The 15,398-nt window shown below is 68.5% G+C and carries 15 protein-coding genes; 7 read left to right on the plus strand and 8 right to left on the minus strand.

Translation table 11 applies throughout. The annotated features are described in order from the left end of the window. Positions 1-80: 80 nt before the first annotated feature. From D7V77_RS16140 to D7V77_RS16150, 3 genes are all read left to right on the plus strand, one after another. Positions 81-1,664 carry an NAD(P)/FAD-dependent oxidoreductase gene (locus tag D7V77_RS16140; protein ID WP_120577197.1) on the plus strand — a complete coding sequence of 528 codons (1,584 nt, stop codon included), beginning with the start codon at positions 81-83 and terminating at the stop codon, positions 1,662-1,664. Positions 1,665-1,737: 73 nt separating this feature from the next. Then, positions 1,738-3,186, plus strand: a complete 1,449-nt coding sequence (gene dgt, locus D7V77_RS16145) for a dGTP triphosphohydrolase (protein WP_120577185.1) — start codon at positions 1,738-1,740, stop codon at positions 3,184-3,186. A gap of 85 nt (positions 3,187-3,271) precedes the next feature. Continuing rightward, a complete protein-coding gene (locus D7V77_RS16150) occupies positions 3,272-4,060 on the plus strand; it encodes a hypothetical protein (protein WP_147452074.1) in 789 nt (262 codons plus the stop codon). A gap of 6 nt (positions 4,061-4,066) precedes the next feature. On the opposite strand, the gene D7V77_RS16155 is transcribed toward D7V77_RS16150, so the two are convergent. The 4 genes from D7V77_RS16155 to D7V77_RS45705 all read right to left on the minus strand — a co-directional run bounded on the left by D7V77_RS16155 (position 4,067) and on the right by D7V77_RS45705 (position 8,106). Beyond that, a complete protein-coding gene (locus D7V77_RS16155; protein ID WP_120577187.1) occupies positions 4,067-4,426 on the minus strand; it encodes a VOC family protein in 360 nt (119 codons plus the stop codon). Between the two features lie 166 nt (positions 4,427-4,592). Beyond that, positions 4,593-5,213 carry a DUF3226 domain-containing protein gene (locus D7V77_RS16160; RefSeq protein ID WP_120577188.1) on the minus strand — a complete coding sequence of 207 codons (621 nt, stop codon included), beginning with the start codon at positions 5,211-5,213 and terminating at the stop codon, positions 4,593-4,595. Next, a complete protein-coding gene (locus D7V77_RS16165) occupies positions 5,210-6,256 on the minus strand; it encodes an ATP/GTP-binding protein (protein WP_120577189.1) in 1,047 nt (348 codons plus the stop codon). The genes D7V77_RS16160 and D7V77_RS16165 overlap by 4 nt, the downstream gene beginning before the upstream one ends. A 65-nt stretch (positions 6,257-6,321) precedes the next feature. Continuing rightward, entirely contained in the window at positions 6,322-8,106 is a 1,785-nt protein-coding gene (locus D7V77_RS45705) for a methyl-accepting chemotaxis protein (RefSeq protein ID WP_120577198.1), read from the minus strand. 302 nt (positions 8,107-8,408) lie between these two features. On the opposite strand from D7V77_RS45705, the gene D7V77_RS16175 reads away from it, so the two are divergent. After that, positions 8,409-8,618, plus strand: a complete 210-nt coding sequence (locus tag D7V77_RS16175) for a CsbD family protein (RefSeq protein ID WP_120577190.1) — start codon at positions 8,409-8,411, stop codon at positions 8,616-8,618. Positions 8,619-8,704: 86 nt separating this feature from the next. Here D7V77_RS16175 and D7V77_RS44285 read toward each other — a convergent pair whose 3' ends face one another. Next, positions 8,705-8,866: a hypothetical protein gene (locus D7V77_RS44285; RefSeq protein ID WP_167548270.1), complete on the minus strand. Its 162-nt coding sequence runs from the start codon at positions 8,864-8,866 to the stop codon at positions 8,705-8,707. Between the two features lie 460 nt (positions 8,867-9,326). Here D7V77_RS44285 and D7V77_RS16180 point away from each other — a divergent pair, with 460 nt between their 5' ends. Next, complete coding sequence (locus tag D7V77_RS16180) at positions 9,327-10,283, plus strand: universal stress protein (protein WP_233597016.1); 957 nt, start codon at positions 9,327-9,329, stop codon at positions 10,281-10,283. Positions 10,284-10,320: 37 nt separating this feature from the next. Next, entirely contained in the window at positions 10,321-12,186 is a 1,866-nt protein-coding gene (locus tag D7V77_RS16185) for an ABC transporter ATP-binding protein (RefSeq protein WP_120577192.1), read from the plus strand. 4 nt (positions 12,187-12,190) lie between these two features. Here D7V77_RS16185 and D7V77_RS16190 read toward each other — a convergent pair whose 3' ends face one another. Continuing rightward, entirely contained in the window at positions 12,191-12,550 is a 360-nt protein-coding gene (locus D7V77_RS16190) for a co-chaperone YbbN (RefSeq protein WP_120577193.1), read from the minus strand. Between the two features lie 213 nt (positions 12,551-12,763). On the opposite strand from D7V77_RS16190, the gene D7V77_RS16195 reads away from it, so the two are divergent. Beyond that, positions 12,764-14,107, plus strand: coding sequence for an SMI1/KNR4 family protein (locus D7V77_RS16195; RefSeq protein ID WP_120577194.1), 1,344 nt, complete (start codon positions 12,764-12,766; stop codon positions 14,105-14,107). A gap of 103 nt (positions 14,108-14,210) precedes the next feature. Here the strand turns inward: D7V77_RS16195 and D7V77_RS16200 are convergent, their stop codons facing one another. Both D7V77_RS16200 and D7V77_RS16205 read right to left on the minus strand, forming a co-directional pair. After that, a complete protein-coding gene (locus D7V77_RS16200) occupies positions 14,211-14,486 on the minus strand; it encodes a hypothetical protein (protein ID WP_120577195.1) in 276 nt (91 codons plus the stop codon). Positions 14,487-14,600: 114 nt separating this feature from the next. Next, positions 14,601-15,248 carry a vancomycin high temperature exclusion protein gene (locus D7V77_RS16205; protein WP_169822710.1) on the minus strand — a complete coding sequence of 216 codons (648 nt, stop codon included), beginning with the start codon at positions 15,246-15,248 and terminating at the stop codon, positions 14,601-14,603. Between the last annotated feature and the right edge of the window lie 150 nt (positions 15,249-15,398).

A 15,398-nucleotide genomic window follows, 5' to 3' on the forward strand; every position in this document is an offset into this window, starting at 1 on the left:
CCCGGACGGAAACGCTTTTTCGTCCGGGCCGTCCTCAAGGGATGTCGCCAGGTGGCATGGGGCCGGGCATCGTGAGGCACATGGTTCAGCACGTCATCGTCGTGGGCGCGGGCCCGGGAGGCCTGACGGCCGCCATCAACCTCGCGGGGCAGGGCTTCCGGGTCACCGTGGTGGAGAAGGACGCGGTGCCCGGCGGCAGGATGAAAGGCCTCACGCTCGGGCAGGACGGCGAGTACGCGGTGGACACGGGCCCGTCCATCCTCCAGCTGCCGGGCATCCTGAAGCAGATCTTCTGGCGCGCGGGGAAGCAGCTGGAGGACTACGTCACGTTGGTGCCGGTGGACCCGAACACGCGCGTGCACTTCTGGGACGGCACGCACCTGGACACGCGCAAGGACCTGGAGCGGATGGGCCAGGACCTGGAGAAGTTCGGAGCAGGGAAGGGGCGCGCGCTCCAGGAGTGGATGGAGGACGGGAGGAGGAAGTACGCGCTCGCGTACGAGAAGTTCATCTGCACGAACGCGGGCAGCCTGGACTACTACGCGCCCTGGAGGCTCGCGCCCACGCTGCGTTTCAAGCCGTGGCAGACGCTCTACCGGCAGCTGGATTCGTTCTTCCACGACGACCGGATGACGTACGCGCTGGCGTACCCGTCGAAGTACCTGGGGCTGCACCCGACGACGTGCTCCTCGGTGTTCAGCGTGATTCCGTTCATCGAGCTGTGCTTCGGCGTGTGGCACGTGCAGGGCGGTTTCCGGGAGCTGTCGCGAGGGATGATGAAGTGCGCCCAGGACCTGGGCGCGACGTTCCGGATGGGCACGGCGGTGGAGCAGGTGCGCACGGAGGCCGGGCGCGCGGTGGGAGTGAAGCTCGCGAGCGGCGAGGTGTTGGACGCGGACGCGGTGGTGGTGAACGCGGACCTGGCGTACGCGGCGCAGAAGCTGTTGGCGCCGGAGCTGCGGGAGGGCTCGAGGCTGTCGGACGGGGCGTTGGAGCGGGCGAAGTATTCGTGCAGCACGTTCATGGCGTACTACGGGTTGGACACGACGTACGCGGACCTGCCGCACCACCTCATCTACCTGTCGGAGAGCGCGAGGCGCACGGACAAGGACGCGCTGGAGGACCGCACGGTGGACGTGGACGACCCGCCCTTCTACGTGTGCAACCCGGGAGTGACGGACGGCACGGGAGCACCGAAGGGGCACTCGACGCTGTACGTGTTGGTGCCCACGCCCAACACGGCGCGCCCGGTGGACTGGGCGAAGACGGAAGCGACGCTGCGCGAGCGCATCCCGAAGATGCTGGAGAAGGTGGGCATCAAGGGATTGCGAGAGCACGTGAAGGCTGAGCGCTACTTCACGGCGGAGACGTGGAGGGACGACTTCAACGTGTTCCGGGGAGCGGTGTTCAACCTGTCGCACACCTGGATGCAATTGGGCCCGCTGCGGCCGCGAGTGAAGAACGCGCAGGTGGAGGGGCTGTACTTCGTGGGCGGAGGGACGCACCCGGGAAGCGGGCTCCTGACCATCATGGAGAGCGCGAACATCGCGGCGGACTATCTCACGCGCGAAGCCGGCAAGGGGCCGCTGAAGGGCTGGCCTTACGTGCCGCCCATGGAGGACGCCGGAGAACAGGCGCCGCTCCGCATGGCGCGGAGCGGCTGAAGACACGCGCCGGGTCCTCTCATGTCAGACCTCCCCGCTAGGTTCGGCGGCGTCGTCGAAATGGGGGGACACCATGGCGTTGGATTGGAAGCGCTTGCTGTGTGACACGCGGATCCGCGAGGCCGAGGGCGGACGGGCCTCTGCTTCGCTGGAGGACGATGGCCGGTCCGAGTTCGATCGGGACTATGACCGGACCGTCTTCTCCACTCCGGTCCGGCGCCTCAAGGACAAGACCCAGGTGTTTCCGCTGGAGCCGAACGACGCGGTCCGGACGCGCCTGACGCATTCCCTGGAGGTCTCGACGCTGGCCCGGGGACTCGCGCGTGGCGCGGCCCGCTGGATGCTGCGCGAGGGCCACCTCGATTCCAGCCAGCAGGTGCTCGACATCGAGGCCATCGCGGCGACGTGCGGCCTCATTCACGACCTGGGAAATCCTCCGTTCGGCCATGCGGGCGAAGAGGCCATTGGGAGTTGGTTCCGGACGCACTTCGGATCGGAGGGGCAGGGGCTTCTTCATGAGGCAGAGACCGCGACCGTGCGTGCCGGCCAGCTCCGGAGTGATTTCTTGCGGTTCGAGGGAAACGCCCAGACGCTGCGCATCGTGTCGCGCCTTCAACTGCTCGCGGATTCCTACGGGCTGAACCTGACGGTGGGCACGCTGTCGGCCGCGATGAAATACACGGCGGCCTCGGATGAGACGTCCGACACCGGTCCCGCCGACAGGAAGAAGCCCGGCTATTTCGCCTCGGAGCAGCGCCTTGTGGACAGGGTCCGGTCGCTCACCGGAACCGGGACCGCGCGCAACCCCATCGCGTACCTCGTCGAGGCCTGTGACGACATGGTCTACGCGACCGTGGACATCGAGGACGGGGTCAAGAAGGGCCTCGTAGGCTGGCCGGAGGTCGAAGCCTTCCTGGAGAAGCACGACGACTCGGGCATGGCGAAGACCGTCCTCAAGAGCGTCCATGACTACATCGAGAAGGCGGACACGCCGCTGGAAGGGCGGGCTCGGGACGAGGCTCTCGCGCAGCACTTCCGGACGATGGTCATTGGTCACGCCAAGCGGGAAATCCTCGCGGCCTTCCAGCGGAACTACGCGCGGCTCATGCAGGGAGAGTCGCTGGAGCAGGGAGACCTCATCGGTGCCAGTGGGGCGTCGCGGCTCATCGAGGTGTGCAAGCGCTTCGGGCGCGAGCGCGTCTACAACGCCCCGGAGACGCTCCGGCTGGAGACCCTGGGCCGCCGGGTCATCCATGGGTTGATGGACATCTTCTGGGAGGGGGCTCAGGGGTGTCCGGTCCCCGTGGACACCGCGGGCAAGGACTGGAAGAAGTTCAACAAGAGCCCTGAAGGCAAGGTCTACAACCTGTTGTCGAGGAACTACCGGACCGCGTTCGAGTCCGCCTGCGAGAACTCGAGCCTTCCTCCGCTGTACCATCGCATCCAGTTGGTGACCGACTACGTCTGTGGAATGACAGACACCTTTGCTTGCAGCCTCCATGCGCAGCTCACCCACGGATAGCGCCATCCTCCATGACCCGCGGCGGGTCCTGCGCAAGCGTCTGAGCGATTTCGTCACCCGTGTGCCGCATCCCTGGCACGGTGCGATGCGGTCGCTCCTGGACGTCTTCCGGGAGCATGACTGGCACGTCTTCGTCTTCGGCGGCACGCTGCGGGACCTGCTGGCCGTGTCGGCGACGGCGGCGCCCCGGGACGTGGACCTGGTCGTGGCGGGCGCGACGGGGCCCGCGCTGCGAGCCGCGTTCTCCCGGGAGTTGGTCCGGGTCAACCGGTTCGGAGGTTTGCATCTCCAGGTTCAGAAACTCCCCGTGGACATCTGGACCCTGGAATCCACCTGGGCCTTCCAGCAGAAGCTGGTGCATGGCGGGGACTTCGCGCACCTGCCCCGGACGACGTTCCTCAACGTGGAAGCCGTGGCCGCGGAGTTGGACACCCGGAAGGGTCGTGCGCGGCGGGTCTATGGAGAACCCTTCTTCCGCGCGGTCCGTGAGCAGGTGCTCGACATCAACCTGGAGGAGAACCCCTACGCGGGCCTCTGTGTGGTCCGGTCCCTCCTCACGGCGCGGAAGCTCCACTACGCGCTGGGACCCCGGCTCGCGCGTTACGTTGCCCACCATGGCTCCCGCATCGATGCGGCGGAGCTGGAGGCCATCCAGCTCTCCCATTACGGGCGCATCCGTCTCGACCGGGACCAGTTGATGCGCCTGATCCGCATCGTGAGTGGGAAGGGGATGGCCACGCGGCCGAGGCCCGTCGAGCTTCCCCGGGTGCGTCAGCTCGAATGGAAGCTGCCGCGTCCCCAGCAGCTCGACTGGCACTCCCGGGAGTGGAGGTCCACGTCCCGGGAAGAGCTCACGCTTCAGAGCACCGGCTGACCCTTTTCAGGGGCGGCAGCTCACCTCCACGAGGATGCCGCCCGGAGCGCGGCAGTAGACGAGGGTGCCCCGGTTGTTGCGGATGACGTCGGACACCTCCAGGCCGTCTGCCTTCACGCGCTCACGGAAGGCGAGCACGGGGGCTTCGGAGTCCTGGAGGAAGCCGACGTGGAAGTCCTCGGGGAAGACGTCGGAGTCGCGCTTGCGGCGCTGGAGGATGAGCACGAAGCCATCCGTCCCGCCGAGCATGGCGATGGCGGGCGAGTCATGGTTCTTCGCGTGCGACGTGAAGCCGCAGTAGCGCATGAAGAAGCGGGCGGTGGCCTGGACGTCGGGGACCTGCAGATCAAGGTGATTCAGCTTCATGGTGGACCTCGCGAAGGCACACGAATGCCTTCGAAGGGCCGTGGGTCCTGAATCCCGAAGGAGACGGACAAGCGCTTCCACCATGGAAGTGACCGGGGCTCACCGAACCGGTCCGCCGTTTTTCGACCGCTGGGGAGGCTAACGGTGTCCGCGCACCGGGCGCAAGTCAGAGGGCTTGGAGGAAGGCGCGGAGCGGGGTGAAGGCCGCGTGGTTCAGGTCGAAGACCTTGGAGTTGTCCAGCGCTTGGTGCAGACGAAGAGGCTCGGGCTGCATGGCGAGGTACGCATCGAGCCAGCCCTTCATGCCGCGCGCCTGCGTGGTGTGAGGCTGTCCTGCGCAAGCGACGAGGGTGTCCACGCAGGAGGCCAGCGCCGGATTCCGCACGGCTTGTTTGCAGAGCCCGTCGATGCTGCCGGTCTGCTGTCCGTCCGGTGAGACGAAGATGCCCACCTTGGGGGCGGCGCCTGGAACGAAGGCGCCGTGCACGAAAGGCGTGGTGACGTTGAGTGCTGCGCGGATCCGTTCAATGAGGGCATGGGTTTCTGCCAAGTCATCTTCCATGTCGAGCAGGACGCCGACACTGCGCGCATGATCGAAGCTGGGATCCAGGAGCGCGAGCTTCGCCAGAGTCGGAAGAGCTGCGCGTCCACTGGCCTTCCAGCAGACGAGTCCACTCCAAACGGTAGGGCCTGCGACAGCCTTACAGAGCTTCTGCTCGTCTCCGCCTTCCACAAGCAGCAAGCCGAAAGGCCTTGTGGGAAATGGACCATTGCCAGGAAGGCTCATCCGCGGATCTCCACTCCCATCCGCTCGGCGGCTTCAACAAGGTCGCGGTCATAGACGACGGCCTTGGTTTCATGCTCCTGCTTGTCGAGCCGAATGACGCGTAGTCCGACGTCATTCTGTGCCTTGAAGACGCGTGAAGCGGCTTGGACGCACTCCTCGGAGTGCGTTGTCGCGAAGACCTGAGCGAATTTCGCTTGGGTCGCTCTGGAGATCCAGGCCCACAAGGGCTCCATCACGCTGTGATGGAGGCCATTTTCGATCTCATCAATGTGGACCGAAGCGCCGTCTGTGGCTGCGAACGAAACCGCGAACTCGAAGTAGCGCTTCATTCCTTCCCCCATCATGAGGAGCGGAACCAGCCCTTCGCGTCGTAAGCGAACGTAGACACTCACACGGTTGCCCGTTGGCGCGAGCAGTTCGACTCCTGAGATCTGATCGTTCACATAGCGGAGAAGCTCTGTTACCGCTTCATCACGCCCTTGCTGCTTGAGCTTTGAAAAAGCTCGGATGTCCTCGCTACCAATGACTGGGCTCGGGGAGATCCAACGGCTTGGAATGTTTGTTTGCGCCGTTGGGAGCTTCTCACCCGTGGCTGTTTGGTCGATGACGGAGGTCGTCTCATGGCGCCCGCCCGTGACGGTGGCTTTCAAGGTCCACGCAGGAATGACGACAGAGGCTCTGACGCCGTCAATCGTCATGGGCTCGTCTACAGGCTCCTTTGTGACTGCAAGCGTCGAAGGTCGATCCGCGAATGAAGTGCTGTGGATGCGAAAGCCAGCGAGAGCATCCATCCGGTGGAAGATGGGCAGCCAGAACTCATCGAAGTCAGCCAGGTCTGCATTGTTGGTGCTGGCGACACGCATGCGCTGCCGAGCAGTCAGGATGCCAATTGCATTTCGAGGGTCGCGTGCCAACAGCAGCGCCTCCATCAGCGCCGTCTTCCCGCTGTCGTTCCTTCCAATGATGAGGTTCACGCGCCCCAGTCCCTCGACGTGGAGCCGCTCGATGCCTCGGAAGTTCTCGACCGTGATGGAGGTCAGCATGGCGGCCTTCTACCAGACCCGGGGAGGGCCAGCCCACGGCGGTCATCCCCCCGACCGCCACACCGCTACGAAACGTACCGCTCCGCCAGCTCCGACACCTGCCCCGTCGCCTGGGCCACCGCCGTCGCCGCCTCCTGCGTCGTGCCCAGCTGTCGCAGCGTCGCGGCCATCAGCTCATCCATCTCACTCACCGCGCTGAACAGCTGATCCACGCCCGCGTGCTGCTGCGCCACGGCTTCCGCAATCTGCCGCACCGCGGACGCGGACTCGTGCGTCAGCTTGATGAGCTCCCGCAGCCGCTCGCCGCTCTTGCGCAGCGGCACCAGCGCCGCCTCCACGCCCGCGGAGCTCTTGTCCGCCGTCACGACCGCCTCGCCCGTCGCGGTCTCCATGCCTTCCAGCAACCCGCGCACCTGGCCCGTCGCCTTGATGGACTGGTCCGCCAGCTCGCGCATCTGCCGCGCCACCACCGCGAAGCCCCGGCCCTGCTCGCCCGCGCGGCTCGCCTCGATGGCCGCGTTGATGGCCAGCATGTGCGACTGGTCCGCCAGCGACTTCACCACCTCCGACACCCGGCCCACTTCGCGAGCACGCGTGCCCAGGTCCACCACCTGCTGATTCAAGCCGTGCGTCAGGCCCCGGATGTCAGCGAGCCCCTGCTCCGTGCCCGCCAGCGACTCCTCGCCCAGCTTGCCCATCGCCGCGGCGCGCTCCGCCACCTGCAGGACGCTCCCCGCGCGGCTCGCCGCCAGCTTCGACATCTGCTGGATTTCATGCGCCGTCGTGCGCGCCTGGTGGATGGCCGACGCCTGCCGCGACAGCGTGCGGTTCTGCTGGTCGCTCGCCTCCGTCAGCCGCGTGCCCGCCTTCGCCAGGTGCCCCGCGGAGGAACTCAGCGCCCGGGGCAGCTCCTGCAATTGTTCATAGAGCAGCCACGTGCGCGCGGACAGGTCGCCCAGCTCATCCGTGGACACCCACTGCGGCGGCGCCGCGCGGCCCTCCACCAGCGCGTCCAGCGACGCCCCCACCGCCCTCGCGCCCTGCGCCAGCCGGCGCGCCGCCCACGCCGCCGTGAAGATGGCCCCCAGCGCCGCGAACCCGCCCAGGAACGCCACCGGCAACGTCAGGTCGCGCTGCAATGGCTGGATGCGCGAGCGCACCCGCGCCGCGCCCCGGTACTCGCCCGACAGCTCCAGGTCGTCCGCCAGCGACGACAGGTTCTTCTCCAGCCGCAGCTGCAACGTGGCGATGCTCGTGATGCACGTAATCAACAGCGCGGACACGACGATGGCCGGCAGGAACCAGCTCTGCCGGGGCAGGAACAGCCCTTCTCCAGCGGGGCGCTCATGCGGCGCGCGGCGGAACGCCTCCAGCGTCACCGCCGCCAGCGCCTTCTCGTAGAGCATGTACATGATGGGCGCGCTGAAGAGCCCCGCGCTCATCGCCACCGCCACGCCCACCAGGATGACGCGCGGCGGCCGGTCCAGCGCCAGACCAATGGCGCCGTTGAAGAAGATGCCGCCCAGGAACCAGCCCGACTGCGCCTCCACGAACGTGAGCACGCCCGGCAGCCGCAACAGCCGTCCCAGCCGCTCCGCGGGGCTCGCCTTCGCCTCCACCGCGTACCGCAACAGCGCGCCCACCGCTCCAATGGGCACCACCAGCGCCAGCCCGCCAATGACGATGGGCGTGACGACGCCCAGCACGAACCCCGTGTGGCTCGCGTCCACGTCCAGCAGCTGCATGTCGACGTAGATGGCCGGCGCCACCGCCACCGTGACGACCAGCGTGCGCAGCAAGAGCAGCTTGAAGAGCAGCGCCTGGGTCGAAGGGGGGGATGGCTGTGTCATCAGGTGACGGATCCGGTTGAACGGCTCAAGCCTGCGGGCGAAGTGCGGATGCGTCAATGCAACGTCTTCGTCTTGCGAGCCAGACTCCCGGGTCTCCGCGAATAACAGGGACGCAACGGGTAGGCAGGGCAGGGCGCGTGTCGTTTCATCGCGCGCCGTACACTGTCCATTGCCTGACATTCCGACCTGTCGCGGCCCGAGCAGGGCGACCGTGCGGACGAGCCACCGTCACCTGCCGACCGCCCATGACGTGCGCACGTTGTCCTCCACAACGATTCACACACCGACGTCAGGAGGACGCCATGGGCGAGTGGACTGACAAGGCCAAGGGCAAGGTGAAGGAAACCGTGGGCGTGGCGACGGGCGACCGTTCGCTGGAAGCCGAAGGCAAGGCGGACACGCTCAAGGGCAAGGTCAAGGGCGTGGTCGAGGACGTGAAGCACGCCATCAAGGACAAGAAGGACGAGCGCGAGGAAGTGCGTCGCGGTGACGCGGATCCGTATCAGCGCTAGCGCCACACCTCACACCGCCGTTGAAACCGTTCGGGCCGCGGAAGCTGATGCTTCCCGCGGCTCGAGCTGTCTTCAGCGGCGCGTGCTCACTGCCGCATCTTCTCGCAGGGACACGCCACCTCCAGGAAGGTGGTGGACTTCCCGCTGAGCATCACCCAGAGGCAGCGCAACACACAGGCTGTCCCGAACTCCCGGTAGATGAGTCCCAGGTTGGAAACCACCTCACGTCCGGTGATGACCCCGCGCATGTTCCCGCTCCCTTGCGACCTGCCGTCCGACCCGCCGCCCATGGCCTCGTGAGAAGCCGGTCAGAGGTCTTTGCAAAGGGCTGGCCGAGCCTCTGAAAACACCCCCATGCCCCAAGGTCCTGCGGTGAACGTCTCAAACCGTTGAAATGGCGGCCCTGAACGCATGCCTGCCCTGGAGTCCTTGAACGAAGCGGTGGGGCGCCCTGAAAACGTTACAGAAACAGGACGGCGTCCAGAGGATGGAAGGCCTGCCCGCCTGCCCTCGCCGGAGCGTCCCGCCGGGCCAGGCCGCTCGCGTGCTCCGCCGCCAGGCTGCGGACCCAGCGTCCCCGCAAAAGACGGGTGGCACATCCACCGACGGGTCTGAATGTATGTCCATGAGGGCCCGCGTGAGGCGGTCAGCCCTTCCGCGCGGTGCGTTCCAGCGGTGAGGTGGAAGGGAGTCGAGATGAGGCCAAACGTGTCTTCCCGAAGGAGTCTGCCGCTGCTGCCCGACGGCGTCCTCCGCGCTCAGCGGGGGCTGCGGCGGGTGGCGGTGGGGTTGGACTTCTCCCTGCAGTCCGAGTTCGCGCTCGCCCGTGCGCTGCGCCTTCCGCTCGCGCACGGAGCGGCCTTCAGCGTGCTGCACGTGAGCCCGCGGTTGGATGGCCACTCCGGCCCGGATGGGACGGTGGACGGCGAGCAGTGCCTGCGCCGGTCGGTGACGTCCGCGGCGAAGCGGCTGCGGCAGCGGCCGGACGTGGACGTGCGCGAGGAGCTGCGCACCGGTGACGCGCCGCACGAGGCGGCGGAGCTGGCCAAGGACCAGGGCGTGGAGGTGCTGGTGGTGGGCTGGCCGCACCTGCCCCAACCGGCGAAGCCGCTGCCGGACGACGCCATGGTGATGCGGCTGGTGCGGGAGGTGGACGCGTCCGTGCTGGTGGTGATGCCGCACCCGGGCCGTGTCTACCACCGGCCCCTCGTCGCGGTGAACTTCTCACGGGAGTCCCGCCGCGCGCTGGAGCTGACGATGCGCCTGTGTCCGGTCTCGACCCCCATCGAGGTGCTGCACGTGGTGGACCTGCGCGAGGAGGAGGCCGCCCTGCGCCGTGAGGATGTCCCCTTGACGCGGCAGCTGGGGCTGCTGCAGGAGCGCGAGGACGCGGCGCGAAGGGCGCTCGGGCGCTTCCTGGCGCCGTACCGGGAGACCGGCCGGGCGCTGGAGATCCGCCTGCGCTTCGGAGACCCGTGCGAGTGCATCCTCGCGGAGGCCCGGGATCGCGACTCGGACCTGCTCACGCTGGGCATGTCCTCCGCGAATCCGCCCACCTCGTTGACCGAGGGCGTGCTGCGGCATTCACTCTGCGACGTGCTCATCTCGCGGCACGCCGCCCCGCCCGCCGCCCTGCCGGACGGCGGGGGCGCACCGGCTTCCTGAAAGCAGGGAAGTCCAGCGCGGCGGGCGTCGAGGCGTTATGAGGGGCGGCACCTTGCCACCTCCCACGCCGTCGACACCGCCATCGCTCCGGGCCCGTCTGAAGAACGCGGGCGTCCTCTTCAAGCAGCTGCCCGGCACCTTCCACCTCTTCTGGCGGGCGAGCCCCCGGGGCGCGGTGGTGCTGGGCGTGCTCACGCTGGTGGCGGCGGTGTTGCCGGCGGGCATCGCGTGGGTGGGCAAGCTCATCGTCGACACGGTGGTGGCCGCGGCGAAGGGCGACGTGGCGGCGAACTCGCGCGTGGTGGGGCTGGTGGCCACGGAGTTCGCGCTGATGGTGGCCTCCGCGGTGGTGGAGCGGGGGCTCACGCTCACCAGGGACCTCCTGCGCGCGCACCTGGGCAACCTGCTCAACGAGCGCATCCTCCAGAAGGCGCTGGACCTGGAGCTCAAGCACTTCGAGGACTCGGACACCTACGACAAGATGCAGAACGCGCGGCGGGAGGCGAACGCGCGCCCGCTGTCGCTGGTGATGCAGGCGTTCAGCATCGTGCGCAACGTCATCACCCTGTCCACCTACGCGGTGCTGCTCGTGGCGCTGTCGCCGTGGAGCGTGGTGGTGCTGCTCGCCGCGTCCATCCCCGCGTTCATCGCGGAGGCGCGGCTGGCGGCGGAGGGCTTCCGGCTGTACTCGTGGCGCGCGCCGGAGGGCCGCAAGCTCAACTACCTGGAGTGGATCCTCACGCGTGACAGCACCGTGAAGGAGGTGAAGCTCTTCGGGTTGGGGCCGCTGGTACTGGGCCGCTACCGCGACCTGTTCCAGAAGTTCTTCGCGGAGGACCGGGCGCTCGCGCGCAAGCGCATGGTGTGGGGCCTGGGCCTGGGCCTCTTGTCGCTGGCGGCCTTCTACGGCTGCTACCTCTTCGTGGCGAGCCGCGCGGCGGATGGCGGCATCTCCGTGGGTGACATGGTGCTGTACCTGGCCGTGTTCCGGCAGGGGCAGGCCGCGTTCCAGGGCATCCTCACCAGCGTGGGCTCCATGTACGAGGACGCGCTCTTCATGAGCAACCTCTTCGCCTACCTGGACATCCCCACGTTGGAGAACGCGCCGAGGCTCCTGCCCGCCGTCTCACCGCCGCGCGGGAGGAGCAACGCCATCGAGCTGCGCGACGTGTCCTTCCGCTACGCGGGCAAGGACGCGTGGGCGCTGCGCAACGTGAACCTCACGCTCAAGCCCGGCCAGAAGCTGGCGCTGGTGGGGGAGAACGGCGCGGGGAAGAGCACGTTGGTGAAGCTGCTCCTGCGCATGTACGAGCCGACCGAAGGCCAGATTCTCTACGGCGGCGTGGACACGGCCCAGATGGGCGCGGACGACCTGCGCGGCCGCTTCGGGGCGGTGTTCCAGGACTTCGTGCGCTACCAGTTCAGCGTGTCGGAGAACATCGGCCTGGGACACGTGCCCGCGCTGGAGGACCGGCCCGCCATCGAACGGGCGGCGGAGCAGGGCGGGGCGAGCTCCGTCATCGCGACGCTGCCGTCCCAGTACGACACGATGCTGGGGGGCTGGTTCGAGAAGGGCCAGGAGCTGTCCAGCGGCCAGTGGCAGAAGCTGGCGGTGTCGCGCGCGTTCATGCGCGACGACGCGGAGGTGCTCATCCTGGACGAGCCCACGGCCAGCATCGACGCGGAGGCCGAGCACGCCCTCTTCGAGCGCTTCCAGGCGCTGGCCGCGGACCGCATCGCCATCGTGATTTCGCACCGCTTCTCCACGGTGCGCATGGCGGATCAAATCGCCGTGCTCCACAACGGCACGGTGCAGGAGCTGGGCAGCCACGACGAGCTGATGGCGCTGGACGGGCGGTACGCGCACCTGTTCCGGCTGCAGGCGCGCGGCTACCGGGACTGAGGGCTCAGGCCTGGGCCTTGGCGCCGCCGGGCAGGTGGTCCCGGATGACGCCCAGGAAGTACGGCTTGCCGTAGTACTGGCTCATCTTCCCCAGCAGCTTCCCGTTGCGGAACAGCAGGAAGGTGGGGATGCCGTACAGGCCGAAGCGGGTGGCCAGTGCCTCGTGCTCGTAGGCGTTGACCTTGACGACGCGCATGGGGGCGCCGTCCAGCTCCTTGAGGAGCTCCGGTTCGGCGGCGGCGTAGATGTCGCAGTTCGGGCAGCCGGGGCCCCAGAAGTCCACCACCACCAGCTCGTCGCGGGGCTCCATGACGAGCGAGTCGAAGGTCTCGGTCGTCGCCTCGGTGCTTACGGGATGCGCCATGGGCCCTTCCTAACGCCCGGGGGACTGGGCTTCCATGCGGGTTGCCTGGACCCGGGGCAGGCGGCCTGGAGGGATGGAGGGGCGGGCGTGTCAGGTTGTCCAGGTATGTCTACAGGACGTCGGGTGGACGAAACCCGACATGCACACTGCTCACGAGGGCCCAAGGCGCCGTAAGGTGCGAGCCCTGGTGGCTGTCGATGTCGTGGAGGGGTCATGCACGAGTGGTTGGAGGCACTGCGCAAGTCGGCGAAGGCGACCTCGGTGGGTGTGCAGGTGGAGGAGGTCCGCCGCGCGGAGACGGAGTGCGGCGTCCCGTTCCCCGAGGACCTGGCGGACCTGTACCAGGCACTCAACGGCGGTGAGTTCCAGGGCGAGGTGCGGCTGTTCCCGCTGCGTGGCGAGGAGGGGGCGCCCAGCGTCCTGGAGAAGACCCGGCTGATGGTGGTGGGCCTGCCCGCGGCGGGAGTGTGGCGCTTCGGGCTGAAGGGGGCGCACCGGCACCTGTTCGTCGCGCGCAAGTCCGCGATGGAGGAGCAGGGGGACGGCGGCGGGCCGCTGCCCGGCTGGGTGGACGCGCTGGACGGGGACACCTGGGTCTTCGGCACCTGGGACGGCGAGAAGAAGGAGATGCGGCTGTACCGCGCGCTCAAGGACATGCTCGAGGTGCTGATTCCGCCCGTGGAAGAGGTGGAGAGCTTCGGGGAGCGGACCTTCGCGCGCGCCATGAACGCCGTGCTCCAGGGCGCGCTGTCCGGTGCTGCCGCGCAGGCGGAGGAGGACGAGGAGGCCCCCGCTGGCCGTGGCGGCGACTACTCGAGCGCCCTGGCCGCCCTGGCCCGTGACGCGGACGAGGACGAGGAGGAGGAGCTCGAAGCCGCGGAGTCCGCCGACGAGGAGGCCGAGGTGTCCAGCGAGGAGGAGCTGGAGGCGGAACTGGCCGAGGACACCGGTGAGGAGGAGGCCGAGCCCGCCGAACAGGAGGAGCTGTTCGAGGAGCCCGAGCCCAAGCGCCCCGCCGTGAAGAAAGCCCGCCGCGAGAAGGCTGTCACCGAGACGCCGTCCGCCCCCGCGAAGAAGTCCACGGGCAAGGCCGCCACGAAGAAGGCCGAAGCCGCCGAAGCGGAGGCGCCGACCGAAGCCGTCTCCACCAGGGCGGGAGCGCGCAAGGCGGCTGGCGAGAAGGCCACCGCGAAGAAGGCCGCGCCTGCACGTGGGGCCGAGAAGAAGGCCACGGGCAAGGCCACCGCGAAGAAGGCCGCGCCCGCGCGTGGGGCCGGGAAGAAGGGCGCCACCGCGAAGAAGGCCGCCGCGAAGAAGGCTGCCACCGCGAAGAAGGCCACGGGCAAGGCTGCCGCGAAGAAGGCCGCAGTGAAGAAGGGCGCCGTGAAGAAGGGTGCTATCCCGAAGAAGGGCGCCCCCGCGAAGAAGGCCGCCGTGAAGAAGGGTGCTGCCCCGAAGAAGGGCGCCGCCGCCAAGAAGGGCGCATCCACGCGCGGGGCCGCCAAGAAGGCCACGGGCAAGGCCGCCGCGAAGAAGTCCTCGCGCCGTCGGTCCTGAGCCGCACGGGGCCTCCCTCGGAGGCCCCGCCTGAAAACAAGGGGCGCGTCCCATGTCCTGGGACGCGCCCTGTTCTTACACCGCACCCGCCTGCTGGACCCGGCTACCCCTCGGGCAGCAGGTCCGGCGACTGGGCGCGCGGGCCGGGTTCGTCGGGCTGCGCGGTCAGCTCGCGCTCCTCTTCCTCTTCATCCCCCCGGCCGAAGCGCTGGATCTGATCCGGCAGGATGTCCCGCGCATCCGCCTCCTCCTCCATGGGGGGCGACAGCGCCAGGTCCTGGTCCGTGATGTTGATCTCATCCTCTCCGGTGTCCGGGTTCCGGTGGCGCAGCGAGGTGGACTCGCCCACATCCTCGTCTCCGAGCTTGTTGAACTTCATGGGGTCTCCTCGACAGGGACGGTTGAGAAAAGCTTCCGTGTCCCCACGAAAATGGGCCCCCCGGACGCGAGCGGCAATGGACGCCGCCCGCCTGCCTGGCGGGCCCGGCCCCCGTCAGCGAGGAGCCGTCGGCGGCTGGCCGTCAGTGCTGCCGGGCTTCACCTCCAGCAGCACCATCCCCAGCGCCAGCACCCGGGAGAGCGTCTCGCGCACCGTGTAGCGCCAGGGAGTCGCCCGTCCCTCGTCCGCCGCCACGCCCCACGCGTCGATGCCCACCGAGTTGGCGATGAAGAGCGCCCGCGACAGGTGGAAGCGCTGCGTGACGAGCACCGCCCGGTTCGCGCCGAACACCGAGTGCGCCCGCAGGCAGCTGTCGTAGGTGGACAGCCCCGCCTCGTCCCCCACCACCGCGTCCTCCGGCACCCCGTGCTCCAGCAGGTAGCGCCGCATGGCCCGCGTCTCGTTGTGGAAGGGCGCGGAGTTGTCCCCGCTTACCAGCAGCGACCGGACCTTGCCCTGCCGCCAGAGCGCGATGGCCGCGTCCAGCCGCTGCGCCAGCACCGGCGACGGCACCGCGCCCGGCGCCAGCCCCGCCCCGAACACCAGGGCCACGGGGGCCTCCGGAGCCACGGCCAGCGGCACGATGCGGCCCTGGTAGCGCAGGCGCACGAAGTGGGACAGACCCAGCAGGACGGCCAGGGCCAGCCCGAGCAGCCCCAGGCCCCTGCGTACCCACACCCTGGTCGTGCCGCCAGCCTTCATGGACCCCGCGGAACAGTCGGAAGGGGCCATTCTCTTCCGGCGCCCCCCGCCCGGAAAGCACCATGGGCGGCCGGCTGATGGGAACTGGTCACGCCCGCCCGGCCCCCGGACGGCTGTGGCAGCGGGCTTTGGCGGCGGGCAGGGGCCCCC

Source organism: Corallococcus sp. CA041A, assembly GCF_003612075.1.
Taxonomy (GTDB): domain Bacteria; phylum Myxococcota; class Myxococcia; order Myxococcales; family Myxococcaceae; genus Corallococcus; species Corallococcus exiguus.

What these genes read in the sequence shown, in the direction of transcription:
- D7V77_RS16140 (WP_120577197.1), top strand. Translation starts at nt 81, where the DNA reads ATGGTTCAGCACGTCATCGTCGTGGGCGCGGGCCCGGGAGGCCTGACG.
- dgt (WP_120577185.1), top strand. Translation starts at nt 1,738, where the DNA reads ATGGCGTTGGATTGGAAGCGCTTGCTGTGTGACACGCGGATCCGCGAG.
- D7V77_RS16150 (WP_147452074.1), top strand. Translation starts at nt 3,272, where the DNA reads ATGCGGTCGCTCCTGGACGTCTTCCGGGAGCATGACTGGCACGTCTTC.
- D7V77_RS16155 (WP_120577187.1), bottom strand. Translation starts at nt 4,426, where the DNA reads ATGAAGCTGAATCACCTTGATCTGCAGGTCCCCGACGTCCAGGCCACC.
- D7V77_RS16160 (WP_120577188.1), bottom strand. Translation starts at nt 5,213, where the DNA reads ATGAGCCTTCCTGGCAATGGTCCATTTCCCACAAGGCCTTTCGGCTTG.
- D7V77_RS16165 (WP_120577189.1), bottom strand. Translation starts at nt 6,256, where the DNA reads ATGCTGACCTCCATCACGGTCGAGAACTTCCGAGGCATCGAGCGGCTC.
- D7V77_RS45705 (WP_120577198.1), bottom strand. Translation starts at nt 8,106, where the DNA reads ATGACACAGCCATCCCCCCCTTCGACCCAGGCGCTGCTCTTCAAGCTG.
- D7V77_RS16175 (WP_120577190.1), top strand. Translation starts at nt 8,409, where the DNA reads ATGGGCGAGTGGACTGACAAGGCCAAGGGCAAGGTGAAGGAAACCGTG.
- D7V77_RS44285 (WP_167548270.1), bottom strand. Translation starts at nt 8,866, where the DNA reads ATGCGCGGGGTCATCACCGGACGTGAGGTGGTTTCCAACCTGGGACTC.
- D7V77_RS16185 (WP_120577192.1), top strand. Translation starts at nt 10,321, where the DNA reads ATGAGGGGCGGCACCTTGCCACCTCCCACGCCGTCGACACCGCCATCG.
- D7V77_RS16190 (WP_120577193.1), bottom strand. Translation starts at nt 12,550, where the DNA reads ATGGCGCATCCCGTAAGCACCGAGGCGACGACCGAGACCTTCGACTCG.
- D7V77_RS16195 (WP_120577194.1), top strand. Translation starts at nt 12,764, where the DNA reads ATGCACGAGTGGTTGGAGGCACTGCGCAAGTCGGCGAAGGCGACCTCG.
- D7V77_RS16200 (WP_120577195.1), bottom strand. Translation starts at nt 14,486, where the DNA reads ATGAAGTTCAACAAGCTCGGAGACGAGGATGTGGGCGAGTCCACCTCG.
- D7V77_RS16205 (WP_169822710.1), bottom strand. Translation starts at nt 15,248, where the DNA reads ATGAAGGCTGGCGGCACGACCAGGGTGTGGGTACGCAGGGGCCTGGGG.